Source organism: Bradyrhizobium sp. AUGA SZCCT0182, from assembly GCF_018130185.1.
Lineage (GTDB): Bacteria > Pseudomonadota > Alphaproteobacteria > Rhizobiales > Xanthobacteraceae > Bradyrhizobium.
The window spans coordinates 300,060-315,449 of sequence record NZ_JAFCLY010000001.1 but is presented as its reverse complement, the minus strand read 5'-3'; the positions used below and the strand labels follow the sequence as shown (position 1 = coordinate 315,449).

General features: G+C 61.3%; 22 protein-coding genes and 1 pseudogene. 15 read left to right on the top strand and 8 right to left on the bottom strand.

Going from position 1 to position 15,390, the window contains the following annotated elements:
• Positions 1 to 566: 566 nt before the first annotated feature.
• Together JQ611_RS01470 and JQ611_RS01465 are read left to right on the top strand one after the other, a co-directional pair.
• Positions 567 to 764: a hypothetical protein gene (locus tag JQ611_RS01470; RefSeq protein ID WP_192739899.1), complete on the top strand. Its 198-nt coding sequence runs from the start codon at positions 567 to 569 to the stop codon at positions 762 to 764.
• A gap of 179 nt (positions 765 to 943) precedes the next feature.
• A complete protein-coding gene (locus tag JQ611_RS01465; protein WP_212266001.1) occupies positions 944 to 1,330 on the top strand; it encodes a response regulator in 387 nt (128 codons plus the stop codon).
• 121 nt (positions 1,331 to 1,451) lie between these two features.
• On the opposite strand, the gene JQ611_RS01460 is transcribed toward JQ611_RS01465, so the two are convergent.
• Positions 1,452 to 1,640: a hypothetical protein gene (locus JQ611_RS01460; RefSeq protein WP_212002287.1), complete on the bottom strand. Its 189-nt coding sequence runs from the start codon at positions 1,638 to 1,640 to the stop codon at positions 1,452 to 1,454.
• A gap of 133 nt (positions 1,641 to 1,773) precedes the next feature.
• Here JQ611_RS01460 and JQ611_RS01455 point away from each other — a divergent pair, with 133 nt between their 5' ends.
• From JQ611_RS01455 to JQ611_RS01445, 3 genes are all read left to right on the top strand, one after another.
• Positions 1,774 to 2,136: a hypothetical protein gene (locus JQ611_RS01455; RefSeq protein ID WP_212266002.1), complete on the top strand. Its 363-nt coding sequence runs from the start codon at positions 1,774 to 1,776 to the stop codon at positions 2,134 to 2,136.
• Between the two features lie 695 nt (positions 2,137 to 2,831).
• Positions 2,832 to 3,527 (top strand): Crp/Fnr family transcriptional regulator, encoded by a 696-nt coding sequence (locus tag JQ611_RS01450; protein ID WP_212464321.1) that lies wholly within the window; start codon positions 2,832 to 2,834, stop codon positions 3,525 to 3,527.
• A gap of 219 nt (positions 3,528 to 3,746) precedes the next feature.
• Positions 3,747 to 3,956: a hypothetical protein gene (locus tag JQ611_RS01445; RefSeq protein ID WP_212266005.1), complete on the top strand. Its 210-nt coding sequence runs from the start codon at positions 3,747 to 3,749 to the stop codon at positions 3,954 to 3,956.
• 88 nt (positions 3,957 to 4,044) lie between these two features.
• Here the strand turns inward: JQ611_RS01445 and JQ611_RS42930 are convergent, their stop codons facing one another.
• Positions 4,045 to 4,236 carry a DUF6894 family protein gene (locus tag JQ611_RS42930; RefSeq protein WP_409411245.1) on the bottom strand — a complete coding sequence of 64 codons (192 nt, stop codon included), beginning with the start codon at positions 4,234 to 4,236 and terminating at the stop codon, positions 4,045 to 4,047.
• 271 nt (positions 4,237 to 4,507) lie between these two features.
• Between JQ611_RS42930 and JQ611_RS01440 the strand changes: the two genes are divergently transcribed.
• Entirely contained in the window at positions 4,508 to 4,747 is a 240-nt protein-coding gene (locus JQ611_RS01440; RefSeq protein ID WP_212266007.1) for a DUF6894 family protein, read from the top strand.
• A 227-nt stretch (positions 4,748 to 4,974) separates the two neighbouring features.
• Positions 4,975 to 5,154, top strand: a complete 180-nt coding sequence (locus JQ611_RS01435) for a hypothetical protein (RefSeq protein WP_212266008.1) — start codon at positions 4,975 to 4,977, stop codon at positions 5,152 to 5,154.
• A gap of 31 nt (positions 5,155 to 5,185) precedes the next feature.
• Here JQ611_RS01435 and JQ611_RS01430 read toward each other — a convergent pair whose 3' ends face one another.
• Positions 5,186 to 5,452: a DUF3551 domain-containing protein gene (locus tag JQ611_RS01430; protein ID WP_212266009.1), complete on the bottom strand. Its 267-nt coding sequence runs from the start codon at positions 5,450 to 5,452 to the stop codon at positions 5,186 to 5,188.
• 411 nt (positions 5,453 to 5,863) lie between these two features.
• Here JQ611_RS01430 and JQ611_RS42350 point away from each other — a divergent pair, with 411 nt between their 5' ends.
• The 4 genes and pseudogenes from JQ611_RS42350 to JQ611_RS01415 all read left to right on the top strand — a co-directional run.
• Positions 5,864 to 5,992, top strand: a complete 129-nt coding sequence (locus JQ611_RS42350) for a hypothetical protein (RefSeq protein WP_283813443.1) — start codon at positions 5,864 to 5,866, stop codon at positions 5,990 to 5,992.
• An 84-nt stretch (positions 5,993 to 6,076) separates the two neighbouring features.
• Positions 6,077 to 6,340 carry a DUF3551 domain-containing protein gene (locus JQ611_RS01425; RefSeq protein WP_192739909.1) on the top strand — a complete coding sequence of 88 codons (264 nt, stop codon included), beginning with the start codon at positions 6,077 to 6,079 and terminating at the stop codon, positions 6,338 to 6,340.
• Between the two features lie 382 nt (positions 6,341 to 6,722).
• The gene (locus tag JQ611_RS01420; RefSeq protein ID WP_249132830.1) at positions 6,723 to 7,469 is read left to right on the top strand and encodes an alpha/beta fold hydrolase; all 747 of its coding nucleotides are present in this window, start codon (positions 6,723 to 6,725) and stop codon (positions 7,467 to 7,469) included.
• Positions 7,470 to 7,763, top strand: a pseudogene (locus JQ611_RS01415) (transposase); the annotation flags it as partial.
• Here JQ611_RS01415 and JQ611_RS01410 read toward each other — a convergent pair.
• Entirely contained in the window at positions 7,760 to 9,070 is a 1,311-nt protein-coding gene (locus JQ611_RS01410; protein WP_312011801.1) for a TadE/TadG family type IV pilus assembly protein, read from the bottom strand. The pseudogene JQ611_RS01415 and the gene JQ611_RS01410 sit on opposite strands and share 4 nt — an antisense overlap.
• Positions 9,071 to 9,422: 352 nt before the next feature.
• Here JQ611_RS01410 and JQ611_RS01405 point away from each other — a divergent pair, with 352 nt between their 5' ends.
• Positions 9,423 to 9,962 (top strand): GNAT family N-acetyltransferase, encoded by a 540-nt coding sequence (locus JQ611_RS01405; RefSeq protein WP_409411244.1) that lies wholly within the window; start codon positions 9,423 to 9,425, stop codon positions 9,960 to 9,962.
• Complete coding sequence (locus JQ611_RS01400; RefSeq protein WP_212266011.1) at positions 9,916 to 10,101, top strand: hypothetical protein; 186 nt, start codon at positions 9,916 to 9,918, stop codon at positions 10,099 to 10,101. Before JQ611_RS01405 ends, JQ611_RS01400 begins: the two co-directional genes overlap by 47 nt.
• A gap of 132 nt (positions 10,102 to 10,233) precedes the next feature.
• On the opposite strand, the gene JQ611_RS01395 is transcribed toward JQ611_RS01400, so the two are convergent.
• Complete coding sequence (locus JQ611_RS01395; RefSeq protein WP_212266012.1) at positions 10,234 to 10,482, bottom strand: hypothetical protein; 249 nt, start codon at positions 10,480 to 10,482, stop codon at positions 10,234 to 10,236.
• A gap of 201 nt (positions 10,483 to 10,683) precedes the next feature.
• Between JQ611_RS01395 and tenA the strand changes: the two genes are divergently transcribed.
• Positions 10,684 to 11,352 (top strand): thiaminase II, encoded by a 669-nt coding sequence (gene tenA / locus JQ611_RS01390; protein WP_212266013.1) that lies wholly within the window; start codon positions 10,684 to 10,686, stop codon positions 11,350 to 11,352.
• 33 nt (positions 11,353 to 11,385) lie between these two features.
• On the opposite strand, the gene JQ611_RS01385 is transcribed toward tenA, so the two are convergent.
• Complete coding sequence (locus tag JQ611_RS01385) at positions 11,386 to 12,591, bottom strand: amidohydrolase family protein (protein ID WP_212464320.1); 1,206 nt, start codon at positions 12,589 to 12,591, stop codon at positions 11,386 to 11,388.
• 138 nt (positions 12,592 to 12,729) lie between these two features.
• Between JQ611_RS01385 and JQ611_RS01380 the strand changes: the two genes are divergently transcribed.
• Positions 12,730 to 13,833: a SecDF P1 head subdomain-containing protein gene (locus JQ611_RS01380; RefSeq protein WP_249132829.1), complete on the top strand. Its 1,104-nt coding sequence runs from the start codon at positions 12,730 to 12,732 to the stop codon at positions 13,831 to 13,833.
• 10 nt (positions 13,834 to 13,843) lie between these two features.
• Here JQ611_RS01380 and JQ611_RS01375 read toward each other — a convergent pair whose 3' ends face one another.
• Both JQ611_RS01375 and JQ611_RS01370 read right to left on the bottom strand, forming a co-directional pair.
• Positions 13,844 to 14,833, bottom strand: coding sequence for a dihydrodipicolinate synthase family protein (locus JQ611_RS01375; RefSeq protein WP_212464319.1), 990 nt, complete (start codon positions 14,831 to 14,833; stop codon positions 13,844 to 13,846).
• A 190-nt stretch (positions 14,834 to 15,023) separates the two neighbouring features.
• Complete coding sequence (locus tag JQ611_RS01370) at positions 15,024 to 15,203, bottom strand: hypothetical protein (RefSeq protein ID WP_212266016.1); 180 nt, start codon at positions 15,201 to 15,203, stop codon at positions 15,024 to 15,026.
• Positions 15,204 to 15,390: the final 187 nt, after the last annotated feature.

Sequence of the window (15,390 nt, the reverse complement as noted above, 5' to 3'; positions counted from 1 at the left end):
CGCCCGACGCGCTTTATTTTTTCTTCCAGAAACGCGCGAGGATTTTGGGCCTGGGTCGCTTCCCGGCAAGTCTGGACCCGCTTGGCGGCGATGCTTGCTTCCTGACCATCCAGCGATGCGTGATATCGCAGCTCGGGCAGTGCAAGGTTTGCAGCTCGAATCCGGGTTGATCTGGCTGCGTGCGAACCAGGGTCATGTCGCTTTGACAGGTAGGGCAATGCGCCGGTTCTCCAGCCTTCATCTTCCCAAGCCTCCCGAGGAAGCGACAGACAGTTAGGGTGTAAACGATAAGAAATTTGTGGCCACATCAAGAAAGGGCATTCAAGGGCCAGCCGACTTGTCCGCCGTATCTCAAGGAGAAGGCGGAAGGCGTCATCGCCATTTTTGTCTATGGACGGTGGATTGCGCTGCCGCCGCCTTACGCACTGATTTGCGCTGTGTGCACAAGTGGACAGAACTAACAGTACCGGCAGCGTATTGTCGTGGCATCACCGCCCGGCCAGTGGCTTCCATCGGTGATGGACCGCCGGTTGCGCTCCCGCCTCCCTCAGGAATGGAGCAGCGCCATGCAGCGACGCAGTTTCAAACAGACCGCCCCGCTGGATCAACGCTTGACGGAAGAGGCAGAACGCCTGCGCAAGGAAGCGCGAGGCACCCCGCCGGGAGTTGCGCGCGACAAGCTCATTCGTCGGGCCCGACAGGCCGAGACAGCTTCGCACATGCAGGAATGGCTGGCGTCACCGGGCCTGCAGGCCCCACGGTGACGCCCGAAGCCTGCGTCGATCAAGCCACGGCCTGTCTTGCAGAAGCCAACGCCGATCCTGCGCGCCTAACGCAGCCCCCGGCGTCCAATGTGCACTTTTGAACATCATTTCGGAACCAATCATTCCAGCGTCACTTGCCCTGCCGGAGGACTGCAACACTGCAGCAGGGAGCGTTTGAAGTGGATCGTGCGGTTACGATACTGGTCGTCGAGGACGACCAGCTCATTCAGGCCATGGTCGAAGATGCGCTTGCAGACGGCGGGTTCAAATCAGCCATCACAACATCCGGCGAGGAAGCCATTGCGCTTCTCCAGGGTGATGAAACTCAATACCGGGCGGTCGTGACCGACATCAATCTGCTCGGAAGACTGAACGGATGGCAAGTCGCTCGCGCTGCCAGAGAGGCCGATCCGGCGATGCCCGTCATCTATGTGACCGGCACTCACGAAGGGGAGTGGGCATCCAAGGGCGTTCCCAACAGTGTCCTGCTCGCCAAACCCTTTGCCGCGGCGCAGCTTGTGACCGCCATTTCCAATCTGCTCAATACCGGCACGCCGCCGTCGTAGGCGATGTGCCGCGGAAGCGGATCGATCTGCGCATCCATGGCGCGCGGTATCGACAAGGAAGACAAGGCAGCGGCCGGTTGAGCGAACGCGGCGGGCAGGGCCGGATCACATTCCCGGCGGATCAAGCCGCGACGGATTGCGGTTCCGGCCTGGCCGCCACCACGCCGGCGCGCCTGATATTCAGAATCTGCCACTTCGAAGTATCGAAACAATCGGCGGCTTTGGTCTCCGCGGCGGCGGCATCCGGTGCCTGGATGGCGATGTGGAATTTCCTCGCACCGTCACTCAGCGTCATTCTGAAAACCTGCATTCTTGGCTGTCCTCCATCTGATGAAAAGGTGGCGCGAGCAGGGTTAATTTTTCGTTACCGAAGTTTGGCCTGTCGCTAATCCGTCCCACGCGCTGTATGGCATTTCCGGCCAACACGGGAAGGAGATGCGGAAATGACCCTGGACGCGCAGGCCCTGAAAGCCAGAATGCGTGACGATCTGCGCGCCGCCATGAAAGAAGGGCGCACCGATGAAGTTAAGCTCATTCGGGCGCTGGTTGCGGCAATCGACAATGCCGAGGCGCCGCCGCTTGACGCTGATCGGAAGGCTGCCGATCAGCACCGGTTCAAGGAGGGCACGGCAGAAATTGATCGGCTCGCTCTCGGACATGCGCAATTGCAGGTGATCTTGGCTGCGGAAATAAGCGAACGTGAGCACGCAGCGGATGAGATGATCCGTATCGAAAGAGCAGATCGCGCCGCAGCCTTGCGTACCGAAGCGGCGATGGCAAAGCGCTATCTTGGGCTTGTGGAATGAAGTTGAGGCCGCCTTTGTTGGCGGCCTCTTTACTTGCCGTTAAGTCCCCGGCGCGACGATATTCGAATGAGGGTGTTGGCGGCCACGATCGTTGCTCTCCTTGTGCTCCAATTTGTGGACGAGCATTTTCATGGCTCGCACTATTCCCGCAGTGCGAAGGCCGTCATTTCTCACATGGCGAGATCGTCCGGCTAGGCCGCCTCAGGTCCTGTGAAGTTCGTCCCGGCTCCGGCGTCATCCGCCCTTTGGTGTTCGGGTCGGGCCGCGAAATGCGCTTTGGTACATGCGCCCCAAGAGTTCCGGAAATGAAACTCCGCGCGATAGGCTGGCAGCGGAACAAAGCCGCTCCGTCGGCGTAAAATCCGGATGGACGATTTGGAAAAGCACAAGGAAGAGGCTCTCGTCGTGATGTCACTGAGCACCGCGACGCTGATCGCGTGCTTTGGTATCGCGCTTGCGTTGCTCTAGGGCCGCGCGCCTCCACCGTATCCTTCTCACAACCCACGAACAGGCCAGAGCGGAACCGCTGGCCTATTCGGCCTGAGCGGTCGACTTCATCCCCGTGCCCGTTAAGTTGCCTAAAGGACAGACGAAGGCCGTAAATGTCGGTTAGATGACATTATCACCGCGCCGTCCTAGGCATCTTTCGGTGACTGAGAGTTCGTCGCGCTCCCGCCTTTTCCGGAGAGAGCGCCATGCGCGGTCATCGCGAAAATCAACTTCTGTCCCGGCTCGATCGCGCCACGTTCGCGCAGCTCGAGCCGCACCTCACCATCGCAGAACTGCGCCACGGTTTTGCGATCGCGGAAACCCATGCGCATGTCCAGAGGGTATACTTCCCGCATGGCGGCATCATTTCCTGCGTCGTCGAGTTGTCCAACGGAGGGCGGATCGAAACCGGCATGATCGGCAAGGACGGTCAGTACGGCGCAGGCCCCGCGATGGATCACAAGATCTCCCTGAACCATGTCGTGATGCTGGTTGCAGGGTCCGCTTCGGTTGTCGATGCCGATCGGCTGCGCGATCTCACCCAGCAGAATCCTAAACTTCGGAAGATGCTGATGCACTATGAACAGTTCTTCCTCGCACAGGTGCAACAGACCTGTGCGTGCAACGCGGTTCATGACGTCTATTCCCGCACCTGCAAATGGCTCCTGAGGATGCAACAACTCGTCGGCGACGACATGCCGTTGACGCAGGAATTTCTCGCCCAAATGATCGGCGTCCGCCGAACCAGCGTCACGGCAGTGGCGGGAAAATTACAGGACGCCGGATTGATCTCCTATTCGCGCGGCCGGGTTCACATCCTCGACATTGCCAAGATTCAGCAGCGCGCGTGCGAGTGCGATGCAGCCGTCAATTCTCACTACGCGCGCATCTTCGACAGCTGATCAAAGAGCACGCCTCGTTCGGCCGCCTCCAGCGCCCTGACCGCAGTCCCATTTTCCCGATGCCATGCCAGCGCAACACGTCGCAAGCCTCGCGCAGGCGAGCCAATGCCGGCAACGGGCCGGGCGGTGCGAGGGTTTGAAATGTCAGAAACCGGGCAGACGATCCGAGCGACGGCGGTATAAAATCGGGCATTGGCAGTTTTTGTGAGGTAGAATGCCATGGCTCAGACGAGGAGGAGGCGGGTCAAGCACACGGCCACTTTTGAGGAGCGGCTGGCGGAGGAGGCCCTGCGATTCAAGGAAGCGGCGGAAGAGCAACCTGCCGGCAGCATGGCTCGGGAGCTGCTTTTGCGCCGGGCGCAACAGGCTGAAACAGCTTCACGCATGAACCGGTGGCTGTCGTCGCCAGCGCTGGCATCGCGCAAGTGAATGGGCACCGCGCGTCCTGCAGCGTAACAGAAAGCTGCCGGCATAGCAGGCAACGGGCGGCCCGGCCGGCTGTGCCCGGCGCGTGGCGTTACCCGGTCGTGAGTTCTACGGTGAGGATTGTTCGCCCGGTGCCGTCGGGGCCGTCCGTGACCCACGCCTTCCAGGGATCGCCGGACCAGAGGCCGTCGGTTTTGCCGAGGTTCAGCAACTCCCGGTCGGCGCGAACGGCTTCCTCCTGGACCGCGCCCAAATCCGCAAGGTCAAGGCCGGTCGGGTCCAGGTTGTGGCGCCATTCGCCAAGTGGAAATAATGCCGCGCCATAGTTGTGCTCCGGGGAAGGCGGGAGCGTCGCTCTGTCACCGATATATACCTGGGGAATCGGGCGATGATGTCCGCACGCTAACTGCCCCTTCGCCGTTGGTCTGCTCGCTAAGCAACGTTGGGACGGAAAACTTGCAAGACTCTGTAACCATTGTTCGCTGACCGACAGAGCAACCTATTGCGAATGTGTAGGTTGAGTAGCGTGTTCGCCTTGGTGGTTGAGAACCAGCATGCCGCGATATTATTTTCACATCGATGAGCTGGACACCGATCCTGACGGCACCGAACTGCCCGACCTCGAAGCCGCGCGCCGGGAAGCGCTGCTGGCGGCGCGCGAATTGCTTGCCGAGTGGATCGTCCTCGCTGCCGACGGCATGCCGATGAGGATTCTGATCGCGGACGAGGCAGGAAACGTGCTGGATACCGTCCATCTGCACGACGCGCTGCCGCGAGCGCTGCGGGAGAAATAGAACCAGCGTCTCATTGCGGCCTTTTCATTGGGCCTTGTCAGGTCCGTCATCATTGCCAGGGAGGGCAGGGGCTGGCCTGATGGCCTTGAAAGCTTCGCGCCTGCCAGCGCGGCCACCCGTTCGGCTGTGGCGCACGAATTTCATCGTGCGGCCGGATGCAGAACCGTGGTATGTTGAGAGATTAGCGCGACCGGCATTGATTGCAGACAAGTATCGAATTTTTTCCGATGGAATACCGCGGCAAGAATTATCTGGTTTTCGAAGGCGATCAGCCCAATTCGTGGCGATGGGCGGTGACGCTTGACGACCACACCACCAAAACCGGCGAAACGAAAACGCGCAGCGAGGCCATCACGCAGGTGGTACTGGCCGTCGACCGGGCCCTTTCAAAATCGGGCAGCCGATGAATAGGGCCGCCAACGGGCCTGCTGGACCGGCTCAGTAGCCCCGGCGATAACGCCGCTCGCTTTGTCTCGGCGCTGCCGCATGAGCGTAAAACGGGTTGAGGAGGCACTGCGCAGCGCGGCCGGAAGCCGATGCCGCGCATTGGGCCATCGTATAGTAGGTGCAATCTTCGAAAGAACCGCCTCTCGGTGGAACGACATGCGCACAAACTGGAAACGCCGGGTCATAGGTCTGCGCCGGAGCTTGTTCGGCTGCGGTAACCAGACCAATCGTCAGAAACGCCAAAGCCAAAATGCGCATCGGAACATCCCTCGAAGTCGCCAACCAGAACAGCCTCGCGGGTTTATTGTTGAAGCCCGCTTGCCGGAGCGAACGTCTGCCGCCAAAGCACGGCACAGACGCGCAACACGGTCACTGATACTAGCGCGCCTTCTCCCGCCGCACGCCCTCGAATTTAGCCGCCTCGGTCATCCCTGCCGGCTTTTTCAGGTACATGGGGTGAAAATCCGTGATGGGTCAGAAGGTTCCGAGCGGCCGAGGCTTCGTTACAAGGCTTCGTTATTAGGCTTGGTGATAGGCTTGAGCATCAACACAGATAAGGCCGCTTCAGTTGGGCGCCCTTTGTGATTCCGATCACATTCCTGCAAAAACAGCCTCGGCACACTCGCTCCAGATCAACGGCGAGCTCCTCGCCAAACACCGAGCGGGACGATGCGCAAGATAGTCGGTTTCGTGCTTCTCGCCCTGCTCGCTGCGGCGGCGATGCACCCCAACAACAGATATCATCCGCCGGCAGCGACCAGCCACGTCATGAACGCCTCGAACATGACCAGGAATTAATTCGCCCCGGGGGTTTGAACTTTTGGAGGGGCTGGCCCGTCTATCTATCGAAAGCAATTCATAGCAATTCGAGGAGTTTCGACCATGCGCCGCAATGTTTCCCTTGCCATTCTGGCAGCCGTTTCCGCCTTGACCGTCGTCGGATCGATGTCGCCAGCACCCGCAGCCGAGCGCATCCAGGATCGCTATTGCCTGCAAGGCCGCCAGTGGGGCTATCCCGGCAATTGCCAGTTCTCCAGCTACCAGCAGTGCATGGCGACCGCGTACGGGACCGACGCCTATTGTGGCATCAACCCCATGCACGCCTACGCCTACTATCCGCGCGGCCGTTACTACGACCGGTACTGATCTGCGCGCGGCCTGTTTCGGCCAGGGCCATAGGGCGGAAAGAGCCCGACGGGTCGCGCAAGGCGTGGCCCGATGAACAGGTGGCGGCGCAGTCCGCCATCCTGTCTTGGGTTCGAACGGCGGATGGCGCTCCAGCTCATCCGCCTTGAGCGCTAGGACGCGTACTCATAAATTTCCGATGTCCGCTATGCCACCAATAGCGACTAGAAAACGGACAATGCTGGATGTCCGAGAAGTACCCATGAGCTGACATGCCCACCCCAAATTTACCGTGACCCGACCAAAAAACCACCTTGAAGCCCGCTTTCCGCATTAACGTCGAAGCGATAGGTTGCGGCGGTACGCACAGGCATTGCGAAAAGTTTGTTCAAGGGGATCTGCGATGACGATTGTTTTCGTTCACGGAAATCCTGAAACAGAGGCAGTATGGGACGGCCTAGTCCCGCATTTGCGCAACCACGACGTTGTTCGTCTGTCTCCACCCGGGTTTGGCTCCGCAATCCCTTCGGGCTTTGACTGTTCCACCGACGCTTATCGCGACTGGCTCGCCGTCGAACTTGGAAAGTTGGCACAACCCATCGATCTTGTGGGACATGATTGGGGTGGCGGACATGTCGTCCGCATCGCGATGGACCGTCCAGATCTGATACGGTCCTGGGCAAGTGATATTTTGGGCGCCTTCGACCCTGATTACGTCTGGCACGACATGGCACAGGCTTGGCAGACGGCAGAAATCGGCGAGCAGGCGCTTGCACAGATGGCCAGCATGCCGGCAGAGGCCCGAGTCGAGCGGTACGTGAGCCTGGGCATGACCAAGGCAATCGCTCAGAAAGTGATCGCAGGTGCGAACGCGGACCTGGGTCGAGCGATTTTGTCGCTGTACAGATCAGCCGCTCAACCGGTGATGCGCGATCTCGGTGCGAGCTTGCCGCGAGCCGTTGCCAAACCCGGCCTAGCGATTATCGCTACGGAAGATACCTTTGTTGGCGGAGAAACGCTCGCGCGCCGTTCTGCCGAGCGCGCCGGCGCAAAAGTCGCAGTGCTGGAAGGAGCGGGTCATTGGTGGATGTGCCAGCAGCCCAAACAAGGAGCGGATGCGATAAACGCGTTCTTGGCAAACCTCAGCTAGGTCAGGTCTTTATCAACGTTGCTTGCCGACCGTGGCTATGACGCCGATTGGATCAGGGGGCTCGCCATGAGGCGAGGCGCATGGGCCAACATCCCGCCAAAACGCAATCGCAACGATCCGATCTGCTGCAGCCCTTATCTCTGCCGCGAGCGCAACCGGATCGAGCGTTTCTTCAACCCGATCAAGCGCCGTCGGGTTGCGACGCGCTACGACGAGCTGGCTGCCAACTACCTTGCCTTCGTGCAACTTGCGTCAATCAGGCTATGGCTCCGCGCTTATGAGTCCACGCGCTAGTTCGTCAGCCGTATCGGCGACGCCGCCACAAAAAGCTTTGTGAACGCCGATTGGATCGAGGCGACGTCTGACGCCACCGTAAAATACTTGCCCGCGCACGCCGACAAGGCGATCGGAATATCGTCCACGCGGGTCGCGCCGCCGAGGCTGCCGGGCTGGCCGAGCGTCGCGTTGTAACCCCAGTCCCAGGTCATCGGGTAATAGGGCGTATTGATGATCGCAACGGTGACGCCCTTGCTCTTGAACGTGCTGCAGAAGGCCGTATCGAACACCTTGACCTGGGATCGAAGCGATGGCTCCGAGACCCAGGCGCGTGTCGGATCGTTGACGCCGTCGGTGGCAATGATCACCATTTTCTGCGGACTCGACGCTGAGCTGCCGTCACCGGCGGGGCCGACATCGCTGATGAATTTCGATATCAGGCTGTTGAAGGGCGTTGCCGCCGATGCGTCGGTGTTGGCAAGCGCAGGCGCCGGGAAATTGCCGGATACCATCGAATAGGTGTAGGTCGGAGCCGTCAGTTGCGTCAGGTTGTCGTCGAACGACCACAGCCCGACCTTGACGTGGGATTTCAGGCTGGAATTGCTGTTGAGGTGTGTCAGCAGATTCTGGACGCCCTGATTGACGACCTGGTAGCGCAATTCGATTCCCTTGTTCAGGGCCCAGGCATATGAATCGGTGCCGTTGGCCTTGTCATGACAGGCCAGCGCGCAGCCGCCCTGGCCGTTCATCATCTGCGTGATGCCCGCACTGGTCGATGGCAACAGCATCGATGCGGAGATGTCGATCAGGAGGTAGACGTTCAGGTAAGGTTGGGCCGTCGAGCTCGACTGCGAGGCCGTCGACAATTGCGTGGTCGGATGGCCGGCCACCTTCATGAAGGAGTTGGAAACGGTGCCCGTCGCCGTTCCCTTTCCTGCAAGCGTGAGGCCGTTCATCGTGAAGGTGGTACTGATGCTGGCCGAGATGCCCGATGTTATATTGGCGGAGAAGAAATTGGCGGCAGCGGCATTGGCTGCCGCAATCGCCGCGGTGCTGCTGGCGCCGGAATCGAGCGCTTGTTTGCCGGCGATCGAGCCGGCCAGGATCGCGGCATCGAGCGCCGACTGCATCTTGGTGCGCTGATTGTTCGCCACCGAATAGTCGATGGCGCAGCCGACGGCGATCAGCAGGGGCACCAGGACAATCCCGAACAGGACCGCGATATTGCCCGAGCTGTTTTTTCCAAAGCGGGCGACGCACTCGATCGCGCCGATCCTCGTCGAATTGGCAACGTTGGCCAGAGCCCGAAAAAATTGAAGATGCACGGTTGGGCTCGCCCTCGGATCTATGTCAGCCGGTAATGGTCGGTGCCGGGCTTGATAGACGGCAAACACTAAAGTTCCATTGAACGATCCCCGCGATTTCCCGCAAGGCGCTGCTTTGGCGGTGCGCGATTTCCGTACTTCTACGGATTTGTTGCCGTTATGCTTTCAATTTGGGCAGGCGGATCAAGCTGTCGCCGGTCCGTCCTGGGCGACGTCCGTGTCTGCCCCCGGTGGCCCAAGTTGATTTCGGAGTGGCCTGGCTAGAAATTTCGCCGTTCTTGTCGGGGGACGTCATTTGCAGATATTTGACCTGCGGGAGCGGCCTGAGTTCTTCGATACCGTCGCTGACCGGGTGTGGCGTGCCTGGTGGGACCCCTCCGGCCACCCATACTCCACGGTATCGAACGGCTTGCTCGATATGATGAAGGGCGATCCCATCCCCTTTGCTGTCGTCGCGGCGGACGGAGATCGGTATCTGGGGTCGACACTGGGCATCGCGTGCGATCTTCCCGAACGCAGGCAGTACGCGCCGTGGGTAGCCGCCGTGTGGGTTGAGCCGGAGCACAGGCGGCAAGAGGTTGGACGCGCGCTGGTGCGGCATGCGGCGCAATGCTGTTTCGAACGCAGCTTCCCGCGCGCCTATCTGTGCTCATCGCTGGAGCGATTGGCATCTACACGCGGATGGGATGGACCCCCATCGAGCACGGGGTGGGGGAGCATAACCAGACGGTCTATGTGCTGGAACGATAAGGCCGCCTCGGTTGGCGGCCTTTTTCATTGCCTGCGCGCTGGTTTCAATCCTCAGAAACCTCACACAGTCCCCTCCGGATGGTGCATAATGTCTCATGGCAAAAGCAAAAGTGACCTTCAAGACCGTCCGGATCGCAGATGACGACTGGACTATCCAGGCAGATTATCCTGGCAGCGAACAACGCGAGATCACCGGGCTGACCAGCAAGGCAGATGCCGACGACTGGATGAACGGAAACCGCAAGGTCGCGTGGCTCCGATCCCAGGGCTACGCCAAGTGACCCGGTAGGGCCGGCGGCCGGATTAGCCAACGGGTCCCGCGCAAGGCGCGGCCCGATATCCTGAATTCATCGACTCGCAGGCGATTGCCGGCAACCACGATCGGTTTTTTTGCGCACCAGCGGGGCTGTCGGCTACTTGGCCGGGATGGCCGGCTGAACCGGTGCCGGGCCGGGCGGCGTCGGCTTGATCGCAGATTCAGGCCGGGTCGGATTAACCGTCGCGCCGGCGTCATTCACCGTATTGAATGTCGTGCCGGGAGGCGTCTGGGGTGGCCGTCGGTCAATGATCAGGTTGGTGTGATCTACCAGGATGATGGTGGTAATCGAGACGGCCGCGACAATCACGGCAATGATCACGGGTTTTCGCAAAACGGTTGCCATACACGTCAACGCCGTCCAGGCCGCGGGGTTCCAGCGCCGGCAGCGCTGGCTGATCCGCGAAACGTCGCAGCAGCATTCAAGCTGCCGTCGTGCTCCATCCGGCTATGAAATGCTTCTGCGCAGAGCGGGCATTGTCCCGGGCCGCAGTGGTCTGTTATCACCGACAAGCCATCCGTTGAAAAGCCAGCCCAGCGAAAGATCATGAGTTTCTTCGAGCGATTGAAGACCGCAGCATCCGCCGAGTGGCGCGCCTACACCGAGCATGCCTTTACGAACGCCATGGCGGACGGCTCGCTCGCCGAGGCGGCGTTTCGTCACTATCTCGTTCAGGATTATCTGTTCCTGATCGAGTTTGCGCGCGCCTACGCGCTCGCGGTCTACAAGGCGCCTCAGCTGGCGGACATGCGCGAGGCGGCGGCCGGCCTTTCGGCGATTCTCGACGTCGAGATGGACCTGCACGTCAAACTCTGCGCCGGCTGGGGGCTGTCGCCCGGCGATCTCGAACAAGCCCCTCCGGCGGTCGAGATGCTGGCCTATACCCGCTATGTGCTCGACGCTGGGATGCGCGGCGACCTGCTGTCGCTCAAGGTGGCGCTGGCGCCTTGCGTGATCGGTTACGCCGAGATCGCAACCAGGCTCGCCGCGCACCCGAACGCGCTGCTCGCAACCAACCCATATCGTGTCTGGATCGCCGAATATGCCGGTGCGCCCTATCAGGAAGTCGCGGCGAACGCGCGGGCGCATCTGGAATCCCTTGCCGATCGCTACGCGACGCCGGCCCGCGAGGCCGAGCTGATCGCGACCTTCAAGGAAGCAACCCGGCTCGAAGCCGACTTCTGGGAAATGGGCTGGCGCGTGGGCAAGTCTTGATAGGTCGCTAGCAGGTCCGGGGTCGCGGCAGGCTTACGATCGGGCCAGCATGCCATCGCGAGCCACAAGTTTTCCATTCTTGTAGACCGATCGCCCGCGCGGGATCGCCACCACTGCCTCCGGCACATGTTGCGCATTCAAGGTCACGAAATCGGCCTTGTCGCCGACCTCAAGCCCATAGCCCTTAAGCCGCAGCGCTTTCGCGCCGGTCCTGGTCACGACGTCAAAGGCGATCCCCAATTCGTCGTCGGTGTTGAAGCCGGAGCGGTAGCCGATCATGTTGGCGCGGCCCAGCATGTCGCCATCGCCGTAAGGCCACCAGGAATCCCGGATATTGTCGCTGCCGCCGAATACGGTGACTCCGGCCTCGCGCAGAAGGGCGACGGGCGGAAAGGGCCGGCGTCCAGGCGCGTTGGTCATGATCGCAATGTCGCTTTCCGCCAGAACGTCGGCCGTGCGTTTGGCGATGTCCGTGGCGACATCGCCGAGCGCATAGGCGTGGCTGATCGCGACAAGGCGGCCCATGCCGAGCGCGCGCGACCGCGCCGCAATCTGTTCGATTTCGAAGATTCCGAGCGTGCCATTATCGTGCAGATGTATGTCGACGCCGACGCCACGTTTCTCGGCAACACCGAATACGATGTCGAGATGCTTTTCGACATCGCGATCAAAGCTTGCGGGATCGATGCCGCCGACGAGATCAGCGCCCATCGCCACCGCTTCATCGAGCAGTTCAGCTGTCCCGGGGCTTTGCAGGATGCCGCTCTGCGGGAACGCGACGAGCTGGATATCGATGATATTCCGGTAGGCTTCACGCACCGCCAGAATCTTCTCCAGCGATCTGAGCCCGATGGTGCCGTCCACCGTGACATGGCTGCGCATATGCGTCGAACCATGGCCGATGCAAAGCTCGAGCTGATTTCGGGCGCGGACTTCCACGGGAGCGGCTTCGGCGAAATTTTGCGCCTGAAAGGCGACGCGTTCATGGACATTGAAGCCGTTGGTATAGGGCTTGTGGGGCTTCCAGTCGTCGCCGTAGAAGCTGGTGTCGAGGTGGATGTGTCCTTCGACAAACCCGGGAACGATTAGCGCGCCGCCGAGATCGCGTGTCGGCGCACCCACGGAGATTTGGGTTCCCGCCCTCGAAACGGAGCTGATGCGTCCGTTCGCAACGGCGACATCATTGAGCGAACCGTCAGCGAATTTTGCGTTGGTGAACAGCGTATCGATCGGGCTCACGCGACGTCTCCCAGCCTGAGTAGCTACGGGAGTTCATATTGGCCCTGGGCCTTTGGCAAGGGCTTTGAACCTCGGCGCGCCCCTCCGGCACTAAAGGACTGGCACATCCGTGCCGCCGGATGAGAGGATGCTGAGACCATGTACGCGCGAGGCAAGAAGGCAGGGTTTATCGTCGCCTTCATGCTGGCGTCCGCCGCGTGTTCGGCGGTGGCCGCGCCGCGCGCGACGTCCGATGACGCGCAGGCGGTCGACAAGATGCGCGCGACGATTGCGGCCAATGCCGAGCAGGCGCTGGCCAGGCAAGGCGGCTCCAAGATTCTGTTCAAGGTCGATAGCGCCGCGTTGCGCGAAGCAGTCGTGACGGAGCTGCGCGATGATTTGTATCGGACCGTGCGGGAAGGGCGCATTCCGTTTTCCGGTCTGGCGATGCGCGACGGCGGCGTCGAGGTCCGGATTGCCGAGCCCAAGGACCGGCAACGCGTGCTGGCCAAGCTGGTGCCATCCACGAAAGAATTGCCTTACAGCGCACAGACGATCAGCGTCACCGACAGCGGTGACGGGCTGATCCGCCTGATGCCGACGGAAGCCGGGTTCGCCGAGCGCCTGCGCGAACTGGTCAGGCAATCCGGCGAGATGATCGACCAACGCCTGCGCAACGCAGGCATCAGGGACGCCAGCCAGCAGCCCGACGGGGCCGACCGGCTTCGTGTGCTGCTGCCGGGCGTCAGGGATCCCGAACGCGTGAGCGCGCTGCTCGGCAAGCGAGGGCGGGTGACGTTTCGCCTGGTCGATGTGTCCGTGATCGCCGCGCTGGCTCAGAAAGGTCCGCTGCCACCGACATCCGAAATTCTTTACCACTTCAAGACCAGGGAGCCTTCTGTGGTCCTGAAGGAGGTCGCAATGGAGGGCGACGATATCATCGACGCGTCGCCCTTGATCGACCCGCGAACGCAGCAGCCGATCGCGTCGTTCCGCTTGAATGCGCGCGGCGCCCGGCGCTTCGCCACCATCACGCAGGAGAATATCACAAAGCCGTTCGCGATCGTCGTTGACGACCAGGTGCTGTCGGAGTCGATTATCAGCGAGCCGATCACCGGCCGCTCGGCGATCATATCGGGCAACTTTACGATCGAAGACGCCAACAACGTCGCGATGCTGGTACGTTCAGGGGCGCTGCCGGGGCGCCTGAGCGTCGTCGATCAGCAGGTCGTCGAACCGGTCGCGACCGCCGGCAAACAGTAGCGAGACCACGTCAGGCAGCTTCGCGCCGCTTTCCGGATTCATCGAGCAGACCTGCAGCCACCAGCGCCTCGCGAATCCGCGCGATCTCCGGCTCGCTGATCTTGACCAATGGCGGCCGCACCACGGCGCGCGGCAGGCGGCCGAGAAGAACCAGCGCCTCCTTCATGCGGTTGTGCATGTCGACAAAGGGATCGGCGTAGAACACGCCCATCAGCGGATGGATGCGATCGTTCAGCCGCCGCGCCTCGGCAAGGTCGCAGGCTTCGACCGCGCGGAACAGCCGGGCCTGCAGATCGGCGATCACGCTGCCGCTTCCCGACAATAGTCCGTTGCAGCCGAGCACGAGCGAACTCAAGAGCCAGGCGCTGTTCGTGGAGAGCACATTGACCGGCTGCTTTCGCGATTGCAGCATCCTTACATGCGCCTCGTGCTGAGGCACGCTTTGCGACCAGTCCTTGATGGCACGGATGGTGGGGATTTCGTCGAGCAGGCGGGTCAGCGTCGCCGCGGGATAACCTTGTCCGGTCGCCAGCGGATACTGGAAGACGATCAGCGGCAGATCGGAGGCCACCGCGATTGTGCTGAAGTGCGCGAGCGCCATGTCAGCGGTCTGGCCGAGCGTGAAGGGCGCCGGCGGAAACACCAGCAGCGCCGAAGCGCCGCCGGCCTGCGCGCGCTTTGCGATCCGCGCCGCCTCGAGGCTGCCGTCCGCCCAGATGCCGTGGATCAACGGCAGCCGATCGCCGATCTCGTCGCCTGCGATGTCAAGCACCCGGCTCTGCTCATCGGATGTGCACGAGGCCACTTCGGTCGAATGCGCATTGATCGTTACTGCCGACAGGCCCTCGACAGCAGCGACGTCACGCAGATGGCTGCGGAAGCTCGACTCGTCGATGGCGAGATCGTCGTGGAACGGCAGCAGCACCGCGGGGATCACCCCCTGGGGTACGAAGTCCTTGAAGCGCGCCGCTTTGAAGTGGGCTTCTTTGGGGTAAGCCATGGCGATCTCCCGTCACGTTTTTTTTCAAACTTGACCGTTTCGCAGTAACTATCACGGCCAGGAGACGCGAACCAGTCGCGATCAACAACGCGGCCATGCGTCCGCGATGCGCGGCGGTCCTGGCGCGCGATCATTGTCGCGGACGGACAATCAGCGGGAAGTTAGGCCGCCAAAGGAGCCGGCCTGCGCTTTATTTCACGTACCAGTAGGTGCCGGAGCAGGTGGAGGTCGCCCAGATCACCAGCACCTGGCCGCCGAACGGTATGCTCACTTCCATCCTGGGCGGACCGTGGTTACAAGTCCGGCCGCCCGCGATCGTGTCGAGTTCGGTTTCCCTGAGCGGTCTGGTTTTGATTTGCCCGGATTCCATATCTGTCTCCTGTCGTGGGACGAAGGGACCATCCGCATCGTCAGACAGGGCAGGCTAGGTTCGCGCGAGCGACGTGCCGTGAGGTAAGTCACGGTTTGAAGCATCGGCCTCATCCGCACCGGTCATTCCGGCTCATGTGACGATCGTCACGGTGATCCGCGATCGGCAAGCCTAGTGTTGCGTCATG

Bases quoted from the DNA above. Each gene is read 5' to 3' on its own strand.
- JQ611_RS01400 (WP_212266011.1), top strand. From the start codon at position 9,916: ATGGCAAAAGCAAAAGTGACCTTCAAGACCGTCCGGATCGCAGATGAC.
- JQ611_RS01425 (WP_192739909.1), top strand. From the start codon at position 6,077: ATGCGCCGCAATGTTTCCCTTGCCATTCTGGCAGCCGTTTCCGCCTTG.
- JQ611_RS01460 (WP_212002287.1), bottom strand. From the start codon at position 1,640: ATGCAGGTTTTCAGAATGACGCTGAGTGACGGTGCGAGGAAATTCCAC.
- JQ611_RS42350 (WP_283813443.1), top strand. From the start codon at position 5,864: ATGCGCAAGATAGTCGGTTTCGTGCTTCTCGCCCTGCTCGCTGCGGCG.
- JQ611_RS01395 (WP_212266012.1), bottom strand. From the start codon at position 10,482: ATGGCAACCGTTTTGCGAAAACCCGTGATCATTGCCGTGATTGTCGCG.
- JQ611_RS01430 (WP_212266009.1), bottom strand. From the start codon at position 5,452: ATGCGCATTTTGGCTTTGGCGTTTCTGACGATTGGTCTGGTTACCGCA.
- JQ611_RS01435 (WP_212266008.1), top strand. From the start codon at position 4,975: ATGGAATACCGCGGCAAGAATTATCTGGTTTTCGAAGGCGATCAGCCC.
- JQ611_RS01420 (WP_249132830.1), top strand. From the start codon at position 6,723: ATGACGATTGTTTTCGTTCACGGAAATCCTGAAACAGAGGCAGTATGG.
- JQ611_RS01455 (WP_212266002.1), top strand. From the start codon at position 1,774: ATGACCCTGGACGCGCAGGCCCTGAAAGCCAGAATGCGTGACGATCTG.
- JQ611_RS01450 (WP_212464321.1), top strand. From the start codon at position 2,832: ATGCGCGGTCATCGCGAAAATCAACTTCTGTCCCGGCTCGATCGCGCC.
- tenA (WP_212266013.1), top strand. From the start codon at position 10,684: ATGAGTTTCTTCGAGCGATTGAAGACCGCAGCATCCGCCGAGTGGCGC.
- JQ611_RS01375 (WP_212464319.1), bottom strand. From the start codon at position 14,833: ATGGCTTACCCCAAAGAAGCCCACTTCAAAGCGGCGCGCTTCAAGGAC.
- JQ611_RS01370 (WP_212266016.1), bottom strand. From the start codon at position 15,203: ATGGAATCCGGGCAAATCAAAACCAGACCGCTCAGGGAAACCGAACTC.
- JQ611_RS01380 (WP_249132829.1), top strand. From the start codon at position 12,730: ATGTACGCGCGAGGCAAGAAGGCAGGGTTTATCGTCGCCTTCATGCTG.
- JQ611_RS01470 (WP_192739899.1), top strand. From the start codon at position 567: ATGCAGCGACGCAGTTTCAAACAGACCGCCCCGCTGGATCAACGCTTG.
- JQ611_RS01445 (WP_212266005.1), top strand. From the start codon at position 3,747: ATGGCTCAGACGAGGAGGAGGCGGGTCAAGCACACGGCCACTTTTGAG.
- JQ611_RS01440 (WP_212266007.1), top strand. From the start codon at position 4,508: ATGCCGCGATATTATTTTCACATCGATGAGCTGGACACCGATCCTGAC.